This is a genomic window from Sphingobacterium sp. UBA5639 (genome assembly GCF_002421245.1).
In the GTDB taxonomy this organism is placed as follows: domain Bacteria; phylum Bacteroidota; class Bacteroidia; order Sphingobacteriales; family Sphingobacteriaceae; genus Sphingobacterium; species Sphingobacterium multivorum.
On sequence record NZ_DIJR01000029.1, the window covers coordinates 317,548 to 335,574 of the forward strand.

Below are 18,027 nucleotides of genomic sequence, written 5' to 3' on the forward strand. Positions count from 1 at the left end.
TTACAACAGCCCTTTCAATTCGTTTAACAATACCTGTCTCTCCCGATCAATTTCCGCGATCTGCTCAAGGATAGCTGCAGGCTTCTCGTAGCTAATCTCTTCATACACGACCTCTTTATATCTATTGATACTCAAGTCATACCCATTATCGCGGATTTCCTGCGCTGGCACGAAGAATGACTGATCCGTACGGCTGCGATCTTGCTCGCTAGCTTGGTTATGGTATCGTGTCACAATATCCGGGATATCATTGGCAGCAATAGCATTGCGCTTGTCGTCCAAGCTATAACCATCGGCTTTCATATCGTAATACCATACCTTGTCAGTACCGCCCGAATTGGTCTTGGTAAAGATCAGAATTGCGGTACTTACCCCTGCATAAGGTTTAAATACCCCCGAAGGCATGGAGATCACAGCTTGCAACTGTTGATTGTCCACCAATTCTTTGCGAATGGCTTTGTGCGCAGTGGATGATCCAAATAAAACGCCATCAGGAACGATCACAGCAGCACGTCCTCCCAATGTCATCATGCGTAGCATCAGACTCAAGAAAAGAATCTCGGTTTTCTTCGTATTTGTCATTTGGAGCAAGGAGCTCTCGACATCATTTGCATTCAGCGCGCCCTTAAATGGCGGATTGGCTAAGATAAGGGAGTATTGCGAATTGACACTGTTTCGCTCTGCCAATGCGGACCCTGAAAAAAGTACAGGATTCTCAATGCCGTGCAATTGCAAATTCATCGAAGCGATGCGCAACATGGAGGGATCGATTTCCATTCCATTAAACATATTGCCGTAATAATGTTCACGGAAGGCTTTATCGAGCAGCCAGTCTTCATGCGTTTCTTGGATATATTCAGCAGCATTCACCAAGAAACCTGCAGTTCCCATTGCCGGATCACAGATGGTATCGTCTTGCTGGGGTTGCATCAGCTCCACCATCATGCGGATGATATGTCGTGGAGTCCGGAACTGCCCATTGGTACCTGCCTCTGCAATTTTACTTAGCATATACTCGTATAGATCACCTTTCGTATCTCTGTTACTCAAAGGTAATTTGTCGATCTGTTGTACTACGCTATCTAACAAACTTGGACTCTCTATCATGAAAGTTGCGCCTTTCATGTACTGCGAAAATTTACCTCCTGCAGTACCGAGCGTACGCATAAAGTCAAATGCCGTCAGGTTCTCTAGATCTGTTTGTGGTATGCGAAAGATATCCATCATGCGCTCAGGATCTAAGTCTTTAAAATAAGACCAACGTAGTGATTTCTGCTCTTCGGTGTAGATATCTGCTTTTTTTGAGCTTCCCAATAATTGTTTTTCTTTGTCAATCGTAATCTGCCTATCATCCAATTGTTTTAAGAAAATCAGATAGGTAAATTGTTCAATAACGGTCAAGGGGTTAGAAATTCCTCCTGTCCAGAAGTCATTCCATATTTTATCTATTTGGGATTTTATTTCTCCAGTAATCATCAGTATTGGGGTAATTTGTTTTTTTTTGCTCTGTAAAGGTAAAGATTTGTTTTTGTTCTTTTTGATCGCTACGAAAGAATCAAAAAACTTCGCTAGGATTTTTTACCTTTTTGTAGTATATTAATTCCTGTCTAAATTTGAAGCTATTATTTCTATACTATGCTCGTATATCTTACCATACAAATCAATTGGATATTTTAAATCAGGAGACATATCTCTCCTAAAGAGCACCACATATAAATCGTTGATTATTTTTCGGACCTCTTGAATTACCTCCATTTGTTTGTTAAAGGAGATTGGATTTTCATTCGAAATCTTAATTTGCTCTTTGGTTTTAAATTCATGAGCCTCGGCATCTCTTTTATTTATAAGTTTATCTATATCTCCTTGGTACTTTTTATAAAAAAGTGATATTTTATCCAAAATTGTTTTAATCAAAGCATTGCTTGTTTTTACTTGGTTACCTTCGAGATAGTTTTTCAAACAGTTTAATGAGTGCTTCTCATCATCTTTAGGGTTGTTTTTCAAAATATAAGCAGTACGGATTAATGCTAATTCGTTATGGTAAAAAATCATATCTGTACTAAGATCACCTCGTAATCCATTCTCGGATATTAATCTATCTAAATTAAGGACAGCGTTAATATGCATCTCGATTTCGTAAGTGACGCGATACATCCAAAAAAGGTGATTTTCTACCTCATAGCGTTGATCGCTAGTTTTAAAAAAAGTCATCATTTCTATTTGTTTTAGTTTATAATACAAATGTAAATAGTGTATGTGCACTCTATATGCATAGTTGTCAGATCGTCTGCCTTCGGTCGCAATTATATGGAGAATTTGTGAGGCAGAAATTGAAAGACTTACGTATACTGTTTTAAACTTTCTTCTATTCTGGCTTTAAAATCTTCCCGAAGTTGCTTAGGGTGAATGACCTCCACAGCAGGACCAAAACCTAGTACCTGAGCATAAAACTCATAATTTGGAATAATCTCCAGTTGCAAGATGATATATTCCGAGCCGCGTTCGATAACAGTCTGTGAAGGATGTAAAGGCTTCGATTCAATATATGGCCATAGCGACTTATTCACTTTGATTTTGACAAACTGACAAGCGCCGCCAATAGGTTTACTAACGCCTATTATATCTTCGAAGTACGCTTCATGCGTGTCCTTCTGAAGACTAAATGCGATACCTTCGGCTGACTCAAACGTAATCATACGATCCAGCGCTAGACTGGTCCAAGTATCAAAGCCGCCCCGCTGGCCAAAGAGAAACCATCGCTTGTTATATTGTTTCAGAAAATATGGATGTATTAAAAAATCTTCTTCTTTATCTTGATTGAACGATTTGTACCGTACGGTCAATACTTGTTTTTGCTGTATGAATTTTAGCAAATCTCCCAAAAGATGGAGATTTTTAAGGTATTCATTTTGGTCAAAAAAGATGCATTCGTCCAGATCCTCCAATTGAAAACTCTTTTTGAGTTTCAACGCCAGTTCTTGGACAAAATCAAATTGGGGCAAACCTTTAAATCTTCCTAACATATCCAGCGTCATTTTTAGTAAATCAGCTTCCACGGGGTTGATTTGTTGCATGCCGATCGAATATCCTCCGTCGGCATAACGGTAGTAGGTCTTTTTCCCATCTTTAAAAGATGCTATTGGGGCTCGGAAACCTGTCTCACTACGCATAAAATCGATGTCTTTCAATATTTGTCTGCGAGAGATAGAGGAGTTCCTGCCAGTATAGTCCATTAAAGCTGCCGAGACATATTCGATAAGGTCATCGATAAAAAATTTCCGGCCTTTGTTGGAAAAACACCTGTCCAAGGCTTCGTAACGTATAATTGCATGTTTGTTGGTGGCCATCATTAATTTATTGGTCTATAACAAAGATAAGGCTTTTCTATGCATCGTATGTGCACAGAAGATCGTAAACCAGTGAACATACAGTGCACAGGACCTTATTTGCTTTGTAGTGAGTTTATTCTTTCAATAATTTCATTCCATACGGTAACCCGTAATGTGGAGTGAAATGAACTGGATATGTTTGCCAAAATTATTTAACTATGTATAAATTACTACTTTCAGGATTATTGATCTTATCGCTGAGCGCTTGCCAAAGTTATAAATATGGCAGTGAGGGCCCCACAGAAAAGAGCAACCTGACCATGGGGGTGGTCAAAAGCCGAATCATCAAAGGTGAAACAACACAAGACGAAATCCTCAAACTATTTGGATCGCCAAATCTTGTTTCCAAAAATAAATCAAACCGTGAAGTCTGGAGCTACAACAAGATGTCAGTCGAACAAAAAGCGGGATCAACAGATTTTTTTGCTGGTCAACGTGCGAGCCAAAGCAGCAGCAGTAGATCTTTTGATCTGATCATTACGTTTGATGAAAAAGATATTGTTGCAGATTATTCCGTTATATCTACCGCATTTTAACCTTAAAACACACAAAATGAAAAAAATTATTACATTATTATGTATTGCCATCCTATTTGGCTCATGTGCTACAAAAATGGTTACCAAATCACCTAGTGAAGTAAAGATGATGACCACAAAGCAATTGGAATCTAATCAAGAACTCGTATTCAAGTCAGTAATCAGTCTACTACATTCCGAAAGCTATATCATTGATCGCGCCGATAAAGAAACAGGATTGATCAACGCCAGCAAAAGAATTGAAAACAAAAATGCGGCCTCCCAGCGTTTTTGGACGGGTGTAGCCAAAGATGCCAATACTTCCAAAGCGATGTTTTATATAGAACCGATAAATGATGAAGTAACGGAAGTCAAGATTACCATGTACGAAGGGTCTGAGTCTAGCCGCAACGGTTACTGGGGTCAGGTGAATAAAGATACAAAAGAACAAATGATCTATGAGCCGCAGGTCTACCAAACCTGGTTCCAAAGCCTACAAGCGGAAATCGAACGTCGCAAAGCATTGGGTAGATAAATTGTCGTTAACAATATTATTCACTTAGATTTATAAATGAATAGTCATAAAAAAGGGATGTTCATTCTTGCAGAACATCCCTTTTTTATAATTTTTATACGACGGAGTACTATTTTCCTTCCTTCAATTTTTTTACTTCATTGGTAAGGTCCAACACCGCCTGGCTCAATGCTGCAATGGATTGTGTCTTCGCTCGATCCTCCTCAATAAATTTTTCAAGCAATGCGACCAGCTTATCTGATCCATCATTGTTAAATGTTGGTTGGGAATGTTGACTAGAGTTGGTTGAGTGATCGTTAAATGTATGTGAATGCTGTATATTATAAATTACATTCTCATCCTTAAAAGATTGAACAAATTCAGCTGTTACCCCCAATGCAGTAGCCAGCTCTTCTAAAAGCGGCTCATCGAGTGCGACCATATTTTCAAAGTCCGAAATCCGTTGCTGCGAGTACTTGTTGCGGCAAAGCTGACCGAAAGCCTCCTGCTTAATTCCCTGAATCTCACGGATGCGTTTAATATTGTGACCGATATGCATGGTTTCGTTTTTTTCTTTAAAAATAGTATTCATAATCTAGCAAAATTAGAGGGTGGTTTTTTACCGGTAAATCGGTGGAATACCACACCCTAAAATAATAAGTAATGCAATAACTTTGCCTTTAAAGTTACGAATTATTATTGTAACGAACAGCAACCGCTGAATGCTCTTTGACCTATTGGTATTGAAAGAAATTTTATAAGATCAATAAAAATTAAAAATAATGAGGCTGCTTGTGAAGCCTTAGGGTGAGGATAACGATCACTCACTAAATACTATTTATTTGTACTAGAGTTCGGTATATACAAAGGGTGGGCCTTGCTGTGAAAAATCGGGAGACCAACGATCTGCGATAAGGCTTCTTGTCCTAATATACACAACTGAGGCCGTTCCTTGTTAATAAGGAAACTTTATAACGTATGCATAAAGTGGCTGTCTTACGTGTGCTACATATAAGAATAGCTGACCGTTTGTGACACCGCAGGTTGAAAGTGATTTCAAGTACAAAATCTATATTATGCACAACTAGTTTCTCACGCGCTCAACAGTACTAAAAGTATATACGATAGGTGGGCATGCTCTTGATAGAAACTTACACAATTGGCGTTCGCTTACTCGTTTTCCGTAGCATATCAATAATTCGTATACACAAAGGTGGGCGCTCGCTTTAAATCTGTTTAATAAGAAATATATCAATACCAATTTTGTCAATGTGCTATTCAGCTTTAATATACCTATCATAAGATCAAGGTTTTCCAAAAAATCCGTCAGAGCCGGTCGAGATCTGTAAAAGTGATAAACCAATTAAACATGGATTATGGAAAAAGGAACTTTGACGCAAGAAGACGAGGAACTCATGGGGCAATACGGCGAATACAGACAGATTAAAAAGGGAGCTTTGCTCCACAGAGAGGGAATGGTAGCAAACTATGCATCAACTCAAAAACTCACCCCAGAAACGCTACGAAGATTTTGTATCAAATTACCCCAATATCTACAATCGCATTCCGCTTTATATGATCGCTTCTTACCTAGGTATTTCAAGAAAAACACTGACAAGGGTTAGGGGCGGGAAATAATTAGTCACTTTATCACCATCTACACTCCTGATAAAAAGGTTTATCAAAATAATGATGATAAAAAAGGCTAAATTAACCGTAGTTCAGTTAGCCTCTTCTTACAACGTTGACAATAAAAAACCTTATGGATTGGTAGACCACAAACTAAATTCTTTTACAAAAGCACGTTTTGGCAATTTCAGATGGTGTACGACTAGGGTCGCCAAATCTTCCGGCTGTAATACTTTTTCTTCGTTTCCATCGGTGAAGTTGGCGTTCACCGTCATATCTGTGGCAATGGTACTCGGGTTGATGGTCGATACACGAATGTTGGACTTGCGGCCTTCTTGCATCACACTCTCGGTAAGATTGATCACCGCTGCTTTTGATGCTCCGTAGGCACTCATTTTTGCAGAACCTTTCAAACCTGAGGTAGATGCTATGTTAATGATATCACCACCATTGTTTTTGACCATTTCCGGGAATACCTCGTGGATCATATAATACGTTCCAAATACATTTATTTTGAAAGATTGCTCCCATTGCTCAACTGGCAATTCGTTGATACCTCCTACAGCCAAAACTCCGGCACTATTGATAAGAATATCAATAGTTTCAAAAGTTTCCAAAATACTTTTTACCGTGTCTTGTACACCTGTATAATCTGAGACATCCAAGGCATAAGTTTGCACTTTTACATCGCTGTTAATGGCGCTGATTTCAGCAGCTACCCGTAACAAATCTTTTTCTGTACGACCTGCCAGAGCGATATTGACCCCTTCTTTTGCCAATTCCAAAGCCATCGCTTTACCTAACCCTTTACCAGCACCTGTGATAAGGGCATTCTTATTTTTTAAATCTTGCATATTTCTATTTTATATATCGCAAAATTCTGTTTTTATTTTATTATAAACGACTATTGAGCATTAAAATGTAAATTTGTTCCGTAATAATGAACATAACATGATACAGTCGGTCGAGAAGCTATTTCTCATTATGGATTATATGGTACAAAACGGTAATCGGGTGCGTATACAAGATATTGCATCAGGTTTGGATATGAAAAAATCTACGGTACATAATTTTGTTAAAACCTTGGTGCAGATGGGCTATGCAGATCAAGAGGAACTTTCTACCCGATATTACCTCACAGGCAAAATGCATCACCTCATCCCAACGGAATATTCTACCGCTACACTGAAGACAGACTATCGTCCTATCGTAGAAAAAATAACCGAACTCACCGGTGAAACCGCTTATCTAACCATACAGCTAGGATCCTATATGCGGCACGAACTAAAAAGCGATCCCAAACGCTCTGTACGTATAAGTCTAGAAGTAGGTAAAGAAATGGATGTAATGAATTCGGCTTTGGGCAATGTTTTTATGGCACATTCACCGAGTTTGACCAAACAATTAATGGTTAATCTCATCGAGCCAGAACAAATCAAATTGCAAAAGCAACTCGATAATGTAATAGAAAAAGGCTATGCTGAAGATTATGAACGTTTGGAAAAAGAGATGAATTGCGTAGCGGTACCAATTTATAGTAATAATAAATTATTGGCAGCAATTGGTATTTCAGGCCCATCGTATCGTTTTGGAACTAAAGAAATGCAACAGGGAATACAGATCATTCAATCATTATTAAAGAATAAGGTATCTTAATCTACACGATAATCGTTCTATAGCGTGTATATTGAATGCATCATGCTTATTGTACTGTGACAATTAAAAATGTAACATTGATTATTGTTGAGTAAAGGAAAAGAGTCCTCGCCAATTCCAGGACTCTTTTCCTTTACTCATTTTATCATTTCCCTTTTGTTTGAACCAAAAATCGAAAATTGCAATTAATGTAGCAGATCAGGTCGGAGAAATGTTGTAAGTTTGAAATTAGCTGTTAACGCGATGTGGAGAATGAAGCCTCGTAGACCTTCAAATTCCCTTTGTTGTCTTTCACTTCAAGTTTAAAGTCGTGTCTGCCACTGCTGAGTTCCGGTTCGAAGTCATGCCAGATATGTCTTGTTTTAGGGTCATATTTCATTAAAGCCCATTTCCCGTCAATATAAGCGTCAAAAGTAGCTATACCCGATAGATTGTCACTGATGGTAAAATCGATGGAGCGTTGATTGGAAACATTCTTGCCGTCGGTCAGGTTACGCGCAGTGATATTTGGTGCAATGGTATCGACAGCGATGTAAAAACCACCAAATTCGCGTACGTTGGCTACCACCCAGCCGTTCTCATATTGACCACCTTGTGCTCCGCCATCAGAAGAAACAATCAAGGCTTTGTCATAAAGATTTTCAGACAAGCTGTAGTCTGGTTTGATCATGAGCTTATAAAATCCGAACACCGGTGTATAAGCGTTGTGGATATAGTGCATTGCCGAGTAGCCTTTTGCAGGTTTTGCTCCCTGCGAATAATTGAAGTAAAGGTCGTCATACAATATATTTTTGCTCATATAAACCCGAGCATTCTCCGCTTCATATTTGTTTTCATCGGCATAGTGAAACATTTTAAGCCCCTTCGCATTTGGGCGGCTGATGGAAAGTGAAGGGTTATTCTGCACCTTAAAATTCAATTCACTCGTATTCCCTTGAACATCCTTAACCACATATTTTACCTCATGCACCTCATTGTCTTTCAACGTGATTTTACCGAGGTTATCCAAGTTTTTGAAGATGTTGATCGGATTGTTAGGATCTTTGAAGCTCTTTTGCACGCGTACCCCTGATTTTTTTAAATAAGGGTAGTCTACGTAAGACTGGATCGCACGGGTCTGATCAAAAGGAATGGATTCGAACAGTACCGTGCTGATGTTTTTATTGTCTAAAAATAGTTCAATCGAATATACACCATATGTAAAAGAGATTCCTCTCCGTTTATCAACGGTGTTGATTCCCAATCCAAAGGTACCATTCACAGGTATCGGCGCGGTACTCGCTAAGCTATAGGTACCATTGCCAGCCGACTTGATCGTCTGATGTCTTCGAGGTGTATTTTCGTCGAATATTTCGGAACCCAAATCGTAGACCGTCATACCGCGGATAATCGGTTTGACACCGTCTGGAAACAACAGTCCAAACAATTGCGGATTGAGCGGCAATTGTGCTTTTGTATCCCGGATTTCGAAATGAAGATGTGGGCCAGCTGAACCACCGGTATTGCCCGAATTTGCAATAAACTCACCTTTTTTCACCGGGACCTGATTTGGTTTGAGGAATACATCGACATCAAAACGTTTCTGCTTGTACTGCTCATCTTTGATGATTTTAGCAAGATCTGAATTGAAACTCTCTAGGTGCATGTATACCGAGGTGTAACCATTGGGGTGATCAATGTAAACATAATTACCACCACCACCTATCTGTACCCTGACGCGGGATACAAAACCTTCCGCCGCTGCATGCACAGGAATATTGATGCGTTGTTGTGTGCGGTAATCGTCTCCGCCATGAAAATGCGTCGCGCGCAATTCGCCAAACGATCCCGAAGCCTGTGGAGGAATATCCATGGGGCGTACAAAATAATTTTGTGGATAATTGCGACTTTTGATAATATCTTGCCCTTGGCTTAGGCCTGCCGTACAAGTGAGGAAGGCCAGTAATGCTATTCTTTTTGTTGTCATAAGATGTCCGAGCTTATTTAATTTTACAGCTAAACATCTTCTGTTCGCCGATGAAACCTTCCAATAAATCGCCGATGGCTACAGATCCGACACCAACTGGAGTTCCGGTGTAAATGAGGTCACCTTTGCGGAGGGTAATAAATTTGGAGGTATATACAATCAGATCTTCGTAGGAAAATATCATATCCTTGGTATTTCCCTGCTGGACTGTTTGTCCATTTTGCTGCAGGGAGAACTCAATCGAGTTCACATCTGCAAGCTCTCCTTTAGGAATCAAGTTGCTGATCACTGCAGAATGGTCAAATGCTTTTGCCAATTCCCAGGGAAGGCTTTTCGCTTTAAGTTCCTGCTGTACATCTCTGGCGGTGAAGTCAATGCCCAGACCAATGGCATCATAATACGTTGACGCAAATTTGGGCGTGACATGCTTTCCTTCTTTACAGACCCGGAGGACAACTTCGGTTTCGAACTGAATGTTTTTGGAGAATTCGGGGTAATAGAAATCTTTGTTATCCTTTAATACCGCAGTATCGGGTTTTAAAAATATAATGGGATTTTCTGGGACTGGATTATTGAGTTCTTTCGCGTGGTCGATGTAATTGCGACCGATTGCAATTATTTTCATGATATAAATTTTTAAGGCAATGAAGCTTTCAGATTTCTTGGCAAGCGCTTTAGCTCGACGTTCATCGCGAGGATGTTTGAAGCCAGATCCAAAGATGGCTCCGCTTTTTATGTGAGCGTCTTACACGTGGCGGAGACATATAACTTCCATGAAGATCATATGACTATCTTCCTAAAGCTTGTTGCGGACTTATACCCAGTAAACCTGTGTTTTCGCTTGCCACAACAAACTTAGCAAATGTCCGATGGTTATCCAAAAATGAAGAGAAGCAAGTCCATTTTAATTTAAATTAAGATTGCTATTTATATAGGTTTTAATTAGGTTTTGTTTAGGTTTTAGTTAGGTATAATATAGGTTATACCTAATTAAGACCTAAACTATATCTAACCTAATAATAAGTTATACCTAACTTAATTCAAACATAAATCCAAATCAATTGTTAGGAGGTTGTTATTAAGATGATATTAAACAAAAAACTTAAAATATGGCTATATTAGAAGATGGTCCAAATGGTGGTTTCCGGGGTAAAGTTGGATCGATATATGGATACAATCGTATGGGGCAATGGATTATTCGGGGTGCAAGGAGGAAAAGTAGTAAACCTCCGACTGAAGCTCAGCGATTACATCGCCAAAAAATGAAGGCTGTCGGAAAATTTTGTGCAGAGAACAAAGCTGTCTTTGATTTTGGCTATGAGTTAAAAAAAGAAAATGGATCTAAATATGGTGCATTTCAGCTTGCGCAAAAGCATGTTTTCAATGATGTGTTGGCTTTTGATACTGACTATAATCCCGTCGTGAATTTTGAAAATTTGAACGTGTTTGTGGGGGATTTAATACCGCCTGAGGGTACTAAGGTGAGTGTGAGTGAAGGACGTATATTTTTGGAATGGATACCAAACCCAGCGTATGATGATGAAATTTATAAGTTAAATCTAGCATTTGTTAGCTTAAATGATTTCTGTTCCTTAAAACCAGCAGTTGCATCTGCTAAGGATGGTCAATGTTTCGTCAATGTACCAGTTGAATTAAATCAGAAAGCTGATTATCATGTCTACATCGGGTTTTGGGATACCTATCATGGTGCATTCTCAAATTCGACCTATTGTGGCGTCATTTAATAGGATTTTTCCACCTACTTGTGTATCTTTAACACTATGAATAAAATACAGGCGGTATTGTTCGATCTAGACGGTACGTTAATTGATTCGGAATATTTCTATTTCAAAAATTGGGCACCTATATTAAAACAGGAATTTAACCTTCAGATCAGCTATGAAGATTGGATTCGCGATTTTGCTGGACATACTTTAGCACATAATGTCAAGCGTCTTACCGAGGACTATGGCTACGACGTGACGGAAGAACATATGTGGAAGCGTACACGTGCGGCTTATGCCGATTCTAACATGAGCGATATAGAATTGATGCCTGGAGCACGAGAAATTTTAGCTTTTTTGAAAGCAGAAGATATCCGTATTGGGCTGGTGACCTCAAGTTATAGAAGCACTGTCGATACTGTTTTGGGCAAACATGAGCTTTTGGATTATTTTGAGTTTTTTGTCACGCGTGAGTGTGTGGAGTTGCCAAAGCCCGATCCTGAACCTTATCGTTTGGCATTGACACATCTGGGTCTACCAGCCGACCGCTGTGTGGCTATTGAGGATACATCGACAGGAAGTACATCGGCATTGGGAGCAGGCTTACAGTTGATTGCAGTTACGAAGCAAGAGGTAGAACGTGCTAGACTAACAGCTGTTGATAACATTGTGGAAAACTTATTCGAGGCGAAAGCCTTGTTGGCGCACTGGATTTGAGGGTTGTAAAATCATTTAATCGTTTTAGCATTTGTATTTTTATTCGGATATATGTAATATTATCGAATTGTAAAGGGAACTCTGAATTATGAACCGTAGAACCGCAATAAAACAATTTTTCATTATAGCTGGCGGACTGACAATTTTGTCGTCCTGTCTGAATGATGGAGGTGCATCAATTGTATTAAATAAGTTGAAGATTTCGGCCGAAGATGAGCAATTTTTGGGCGATCTGGCGAACATCCTGATTCCAAAATCGGATACACCAGGAGGAAAGGAGCTGAATCTGCATCTTTTCGTTATTAAAATGGTCGATGATTGTGAGTCGCCAGAAAATCAGGCTAAATTTGTCGCCGGTTTCAACAAGTTGCGAAAACAGTTGAATTTAAAAAATAGCAAAGCGACTGAGACCACTTTGGCGGGGTTAAAAGACCAAACCGACGAGAGGGCTTTTTTTGAGACCTTCAAATCGCGTGCAATTCAGGGGTATATGAATTCAGAATACGTGATGAAGAATAAGGTGATCTATAAACTTATTCCAGGTCCGTACAATGGTGCGGTAAAAGTTAAGGCATAAATAGCACATGGCAAATCTAAATATTGACAGTGAAAAAAACAGAACCTACGATGCGATCGTGATCGGTTCGGGAATTAGTGGCGGTTGGTCCGCAAAAGAGTTGTGCGAGAAGGGGTTGAAAACATTGGTTTTGGAGCGTGGACGTGATGTACAACATATCAAGGATTACCCAACCACCAATATGATGCCTTGGGAGTTTGAGCATCGGAACGAGATGCCGTTCAAAGTAAAAGAAGAAAATCCGATTGTCAGCAAATGTTATGCATTCCATGAAGATGCGGCCCATTTTTTTGTAAAAGACAAGGAACACCCTTATATTCAGGAGAAACCTTTTGACTGGATCAGAGGCTATCAGGTTGGCGGCAAGTCCTTATTATGGGCGAGACAGACGCAACGGTGGTCTGATTTTGATTTCGAAGGGCCAGCGAGAGATGGTTTTGCAGTAGATTGGCCGATACGTTATGCTGATTTGGCGCCTTGGTATGCTTATGTCGAAAAATTTGCCGGTATTGCCGGTAATCACGATGGACTTCCTGAATTGCCGGACGGCGAGTTTTTGCCAGGCTACCCCTTAAATATTGTCGAGAAGTATTTTAAAGAAAGCGTCCAAAAGAAATTTCCGGAGCGCAAAGTTATTTCAGCACGATGTGCACACCTATCTAAACCAAATCAGATTCACATCGAACAAGGACGTGTACAGTGTCAGAATCGCGTACTTTGTCAGCGCGGATGTCCTTTTGGTGGATATTTCAGTTCTAATGCAACGACAATTCCTTGGGCCGCCAAGACCGGGAATATGACGCTACGTCCATTTTCTGTTGTTCATTCAATCCTCTATGATGAACAAAAAGGAAAGGCAGTGGGTGTACGTGTTATTGATACCAATACAAAAGAGGAAATTGATTTTTATGCCAAACTGATTTTTGTCAATGCGGCTGCAATCAATACGAATTTGATCTTATTGAATTCTAAATCGAACCGTTTTCCAAATGGTTTGGGTAATGATAGTGGTGTGCTCGGAAAATATGTTGCTTTTCACAACTATAGCGCACGAATTTATGCAGAGTATGAAGGACTGTTGGATTTTACGGCCGAAGGGCGGAATCCAGCAGGTGGAGGGTATATTCCACGTTTCAGAAACTTGCACAAACAGGAAACGGACTTTTTAAGGGGCTATGCCGCCGGTTTCGGAGCTTCGCGTAGTAAAGAGTCCGATCGTTCGGGCTTAGGGCTAGATCTGAAAAACAATTTGTTGAATCCTAAATTAGGTGTTTGGCAGGTTGGATCTCACATGATGGGTGAAACGATACCAAAAGAATCGGGAATGGTTTCATTGGATAGCAGTAAGAAAGATGACTGGGGTATTCCTTTGTTAAAAATTGCTGTCGATTATGATGAGAATGATGAAAAAATAAAAAAGGATTACATTGCTGTCATGACGGAGATGTTTACGGATGCTGGCTTCACAAACATTCGCCCGGATTCACACTGGCAAGCTCCAGGTTTGGATATCCATGAAATGGGTGGTGCACGTATGGGGCACGACCCGAAAACTTCGGTATTGAATAAATGGAATCAGATGCATGCTGTGAAAAACGTTTTTGTCACAGACGGTGCAAGTATGACCTCGACATCAACACAAAATCCTTCATTGACCTATATGGCATTTTCGGCACGATCTGTCGATTATGCGATTAGCGAGATGAAGAAAGGAAATATTTAGTTTACAGGGGAAAGGTTTTGAAAATAAATCTTTCCTCTGTAAAATTAAAGTGCTATCTTTCCACCCGAATAGCACGCTAAAACCAAGAAGAATAACCAAAAAGGAAAACAATAACGAATAAACAATTAATGAACAAATAAGTAATCAAAAAAAAGCAATTAAAAAACCAAAATAGGGAAACCAAAAAATTTTACAACAAAAGCAAAAGCGATTTAGCAGACTTTATTGCAGATTCTATGCGGCAATAATACCATAGACATTTGAACCCAGACGTTTTCTGTTAAGTGAAAGCAATGGAATATAGCAGGCAATTTTAAGAAAGCAGATCGATTTTAAAACGATCAATTAAGGGAAACTAAATTAAACTAGGCGTTCTAAGCATCTTTTTGCTAAAACGTTTTTATAAACCAAATCACTATTATAAATAATTAATAGACTGCCAGATTTAATCTATTACGATAGAGATGGGGATCAGGTATTCGTATTAATTATTGAAGATGATACTAATTAAACATGACCGTTTAAGCTTATCAAAGTTAAAACGTTTTATAAACCAAAATCACTAATTATATGAGCAGAATCGATTTAGAATCATTTGCCCGCTTAACGAAAAATACCAAGCTGTTTTTTTCGTTGGCTATTATCGCAGGGACGATACATCAGGCAAATGCGCATGTCATCGCCAAGAGGGAAGATCCAAAAGAGACCTTTACCCATAAGGTCGCTAAGTTTCAGGATTTAATTAAAGGAAAGGTACAGGATGCGAAGACTGGAGAAGGGGTCTCCGGTGTTTCGGTTACCGTCAAGGGATCAGTAAAAGGTACAACATCGGATGGTCAGGGTAATTTTGCCCTGCAAGCCAAGATAGGAGATGTCCTTGTCGTTTCGTCTATTGGTTATCGAACAAACGAAGTCAAAGTAATAGGAAATGCCCCGATTGATATTCGACTATCCGCGACAGAAGACCAATTGGAGGAGGTTATTGTTGTCGGTTATGGTACGCAAAAGAAAAGTGAAGTGACTTCAGCAGTGGCCTCTGTAAAAGAAAAGGATTTCAATCAAGGTGGTATGCGCAACCCAATGGATCTGGTGCAAGGTAAAGTTGCCGGGCTAAATGTGACGAGAACCCAGGGCAGTAATCCAAATGCTGGTTCAGATATCCAATTGCGGGGTATGGCCTCCATGAAAGGCGGAAACTCCCCGCTGATTGTCATTGATGGCATTCCTGGTGGAAATCTAGATTTGATCAAGCAAGGAGATATTGAATCCATAGACGTGTTAAAGGACGGATCTGCAGCGGCTATTTATGGGACGCGGGGTAATGGTGGTGTAATTTTAGTAACCACTAAAAAAGGCAAATCTGGAGAACCACGATTTGAATATTATACCTATGGTCAACATGAGTCTGTCGCAAAGAAACCTTCGATGCTGAGTGCGCAGCAATTTAGAGATTATGTGGTCAACGGACAGAATAAACCTGATCTTGACCTTGGCGCTTCAACAGATTTGTATGACGAATTGATCAATAAAGGTAATTTCTCAACATTCCATAATTTTGTTGCCAGCGGTGGTGGCGATAAATCCAACTACCGTGCTTCAATTAACTATGAAAATGCCGAAGGCATTGCTAAACAGAATGGACGTCAGCAATTTGGCGGTCGTGTCAATTTTTCGCAAACTGGATTAAAAGATCGATTGACTTTCTCCGGTAATATTGCTGCCAATTTCAATAAAGCAGATCTTTTGGGTGGAAAAACGGAATATTTCGAACAGGCAATCCAGCGTAATCCAACTGCTCCACTATACAATCCCGATGGAAGTTTTTACCAAACCCAGGGTTATAATAATTTTAATCCGCTGGATCGTATGGCCAACCGTGTAGATCAACGCAATCAGGAAACTTTTTCGGGAGACGCACGTATGAAACTCAAGATTATAGAACCATTGAGCATCTCAGCCTTCGGATCCTATCTTAGAAATAATTGGAACGATCGTCAATATCGTTCGATAAAAGATTGGGACCAACGCCAAAATTCTGAGTATCAGGGTATGGGCTATGCTTGGAAAAGAAATGAGTTGAATTGGTCCAAGACCTTTGAAACAACAATTGATTACAACCAGACATTCAACGACAAGCATAATATAACGGGTTTACTCGGTTACAGTTTTCAATATAATGGTTATGAGCGGTTTGAGATGTCCAATAATGGTTTTACAACAGACGCTTTTCAAGATTGGGACATGGGAAGTGGTACGGCTCTGACAAATACCAAATTGCCAAGACCATCGATGGGCTCATTTAAGGAAGACAATAAATTGATTGCTTTTTTTGGACGGGTAAATTATAATTATGACCAAAAGTATTTTGTGAGTGCAATTCTTCGCCGAGAGGGATCTTCGCGATTTGGTGCTAATCATAAATGGGGTAATTTCCCTGCCATTTCTGCGGGATGGACCATTACAAACGAAGACTTTTTCTCCAATAAAGAGCTTGTCAACAATCTGAAGCTCCGTGTGGGGTATGGGGTAACCGGTAATCAGGGCTTCCCAAATTACAATTCGTTGATCTTGTTGGGAACAGGTGGGGTATATCCGCAGGATGGCATCTATTATCAAACGTATGGACCGACACAGAACCCCAATCCCGACTTAAAATGGGAACAAAAAGCCGAATTGAATATCGGGCTCGATTTTGGTTTGTGGAATAACCGACTAACAGGGTCTCTAGATGTCTATAATCGTAAAACCAAAGATTTATTATACCAATATAAGGCGCAACAGCCAGCCTATGTGAGTACAAACATTTGGTACAATGTAGGCGAGGTTTCGAATAAAGGTGTTGAGTTGCAATTGTCTGGAGTTCCAATTCAAAAAGAAGATTTTAAATGGACGGTGGATTTTGCGGGAAGTTATCAAAAGAATAAACTCGTTACCATGTCCAATGATATCTTTAAGAGTAATTGGATGACTTTTGGCGGTCTGCCCTCTCCAGGTAATCTCGGAGATGCCATTCGTCTTGAAGAAGGCGGTGAAATTGGTTCCTTCTATGGAAAACGTTATGCGGGTCTGAATGATGCTGGAGAATGGCTCTTCTATAAAGCTGACGGCTCCAAGGCTACCATTGCGGATATAAATGATAATGATCGCGCCTATATTGGAAATGGTGTTCCCAAATTCAATGCGTCGCTAGGTAACCGGTTTGCCTATAAGGGCTTCGATCTGACCGTATTTTTCAGAGGGAAATTTAAGTATGATATTTTAAATACAGCGGATATGTTCTTTGGTAATCAAAAATGGTTGCCTAATAATGTTTTCGAAAGTGCTTTTACTAAACATGCCGACCTTAAACAGGATCCACAGTATTCGGATTACTACCTTGAGAATGGAAGTTTTGTGAAACTGGATAATATTACATTGGGATATAACTTTAAACTAAAGACTGATTATATCAAAAGTCTATATGTATATGCGACAGGGAGAAATATCGCAACCATGACCAAATATACGGGGATTGATCCAGAGTTGCAGGATACAGGTTTTGAAGCAGGGATTGATTCGCGCAGTTTCTATCCAAGAACAAGATCTTGGACAATTGGTTTAAATGTTGGATTTTAAAA

At 39.6% G+C, this 18,027-nt stretch carries 16 protein-coding genes; 9 read left to right on the forward strand and 7 right to left on the reverse strand.

Annotated features, from left to right (window positions below):
• The 3 genes from B4Z90_RS18205 to B4Z90_RS18215 all read right to left on the reverse strand — a co-directional run bounded on the left by B4Z90_RS18205 (position 1) and on the right by B4Z90_RS18215 (position 3,350).
• Positions 1-1,476, reverse strand: a complete 1,476-nt coding sequence (locus tag B4Z90_RS18205) for an HsdM family class I SAM-dependent methyltransferase (protein ID WP_112374987.1) — start codon at positions 1,474-1,476, stop codon at positions 1-3.
• Positions 1,477-1,596: 120 nt separating this feature from the next.
• Complete coding sequence (locus tag B4Z90_RS18210) at positions 1,597-2,214, reverse strand: hypothetical protein (RefSeq protein WP_112374986.1); 618 nt, start codon at positions 2,212-2,214, stop codon at positions 1,597-1,599.
• A 125-nt stretch (positions 2,215-2,339) separates the two neighbouring features.
• Complete coding sequence (locus B4Z90_RS18215) at positions 2,340-3,350, reverse strand: helix-turn-helix transcriptional regulator (protein WP_286802910.1); 1,011 nt, start codon at positions 3,348-3,350, stop codon at positions 2,340-2,342.
• A gap of 197 nt (positions 3,351-3,547) precedes the next feature.
• Between B4Z90_RS18215 and B4Z90_RS18220 the strand changes: the two genes are divergently transcribed.
• Positions 3,548-3,925, forward strand: coding sequence for a hypothetical protein (locus B4Z90_RS18220; protein ID WP_112374984.1), 378 nt, complete (start codon positions 3,548-3,550; stop codon positions 3,923-3,925).
• A gap of 16 nt (positions 3,926-3,941) precedes the next feature.
• A complete protein-coding gene (locus tag B4Z90_RS18225; RefSeq protein WP_286802911.1) occupies positions 3,942-4,439 on the forward strand; it encodes a hypothetical protein in 498 nt (165 codons plus the stop codon).
• 109 nt (positions 4,440-4,548) lie between these two features.
• On the opposite strand, the gene B4Z90_RS18230 is transcribed toward B4Z90_RS18225, so the two are convergent.
• Positions 4,549-5,010, reverse strand: a complete 462-nt coding sequence (locus B4Z90_RS18230; protein ID WP_088163129.1) for a helix-turn-helix domain-containing protein — start codon at positions 5,008-5,010, stop codon at positions 4,549-4,551.
• A 784-nt stretch (positions 5,011-5,794) separates the two neighbouring features.
• Between B4Z90_RS18230 and B4Z90_RS18235 the strand changes: the two genes are divergently transcribed.
• Complete coding sequence (locus tag B4Z90_RS18235; RefSeq protein WP_070570204.1) at positions 5,795-6,043, forward strand: hypothetical protein; 249 nt, start codon at positions 5,795-5,797, stop codon at positions 6,041-6,043.
• A gap of 135 nt (positions 6,044-6,178) precedes the next feature.
• Here B4Z90_RS18235 and B4Z90_RS18240 read toward each other — a convergent pair whose 3' ends face one another.
• Complete coding sequence (locus B4Z90_RS18240) at positions 6,179-6,901, reverse strand: 3-ketoacyl-ACP reductase (protein WP_070570201.1); 723 nt, start codon at positions 6,899-6,901, stop codon at positions 6,179-6,181.
• Positions 6,902-6,998: 97 nt separating this feature from the next.
• Between B4Z90_RS18240 and B4Z90_RS18245 the strand changes: the two genes are divergently transcribed.
• Positions 6,999-7,703 carry an IclR family transcriptional regulator gene (locus tag B4Z90_RS18245; RefSeq protein ID WP_115046490.1) on the forward strand — a complete coding sequence of 235 codons (705 nt, stop codon included), beginning with the start codon at positions 6,999-7,001 and terminating at the stop codon, positions 7,701-7,703.
• Positions 7,704-7,938: 235 nt separating this feature from the next.
• Here B4Z90_RS18245 and B4Z90_RS18250 read toward each other — a convergent pair whose 3' ends face one another.
• Positions 7,939-9,669: a M23 family metallopeptidase gene (locus tag B4Z90_RS18250; RefSeq protein WP_115046512.1), complete on the reverse strand. Its 1,731-nt coding sequence runs from the start codon at positions 9,667-9,669 to the stop codon at positions 7,939-7,941.
• A 13-nt stretch (positions 9,670-9,682) separates the two neighbouring features.
• On the reverse strand, positions 9,683-10,294 hold the full coding sequence (locus B4Z90_RS18255) for a fumarylacetoacetate hydrolase family protein (protein ID WP_115046513.1): 612 nt from the start codon (positions 10,292-10,294) through the stop codon (positions 9,683-9,685).
• A 484-nt stretch (positions 10,295-10,778) separates the two neighbouring features.
• On the opposite strand from B4Z90_RS18255, the gene B4Z90_RS18260 reads away from it, so the two are divergent.
• The 5 genes from B4Z90_RS18260 to B4Z90_RS18280 all read left to right on the forward strand — a co-directional run bounded on the left by B4Z90_RS18260 (position 10,779) and on the right by B4Z90_RS18280 (position 18,025).
• Positions 10,779-11,414 carry a DUF6266 family protein gene (locus B4Z90_RS18260; protein ID WP_115046514.1) on the forward strand — a complete coding sequence of 212 codons (636 nt, stop codon included), beginning with the start codon at positions 10,779-10,781 and terminating at the stop codon, positions 11,412-11,414.
• Between the two features lie 36 nt (positions 11,415-11,450).
• A complete protein-coding gene (locus B4Z90_RS18265; RefSeq protein WP_286802912.1) occupies positions 11,451-12,110 on the forward strand; it encodes an HAD family hydrolase in 660 nt (219 codons plus the stop codon).
• Positions 12,111-12,198: 88 nt separating this feature from the next.
• Complete coding sequence (locus B4Z90_RS18270) at positions 12,199-12,687, forward strand: gluconate 2-dehydrogenase subunit 3 family protein (protein WP_286727398.1); 489 nt, start codon at positions 12,199-12,201, stop codon at positions 12,685-12,687.
• 7 nt (positions 12,688-12,694) lie between these two features.
• A complete protein-coding gene (locus tag B4Z90_RS18275) occupies positions 12,695-14,410 on the forward strand; it encodes a GMC oxidoreductase (RefSeq protein WP_286802914.1) in 1,716 nt (571 codons plus the stop codon).
• 570 nt (positions 14,411-14,980) lie between these two features.
• Positions 14,981-18,025, forward strand: a complete 3,045-nt coding sequence (locus tag B4Z90_RS18280; RefSeq protein ID WP_286709712.1) for a SusC/RagA family TonB-linked outer membrane protein — start codon at positions 14,981-14,983, stop codon at positions 18,023-18,025.
• Positions 18,026-18,027: the final 2 nt, after the last annotated feature.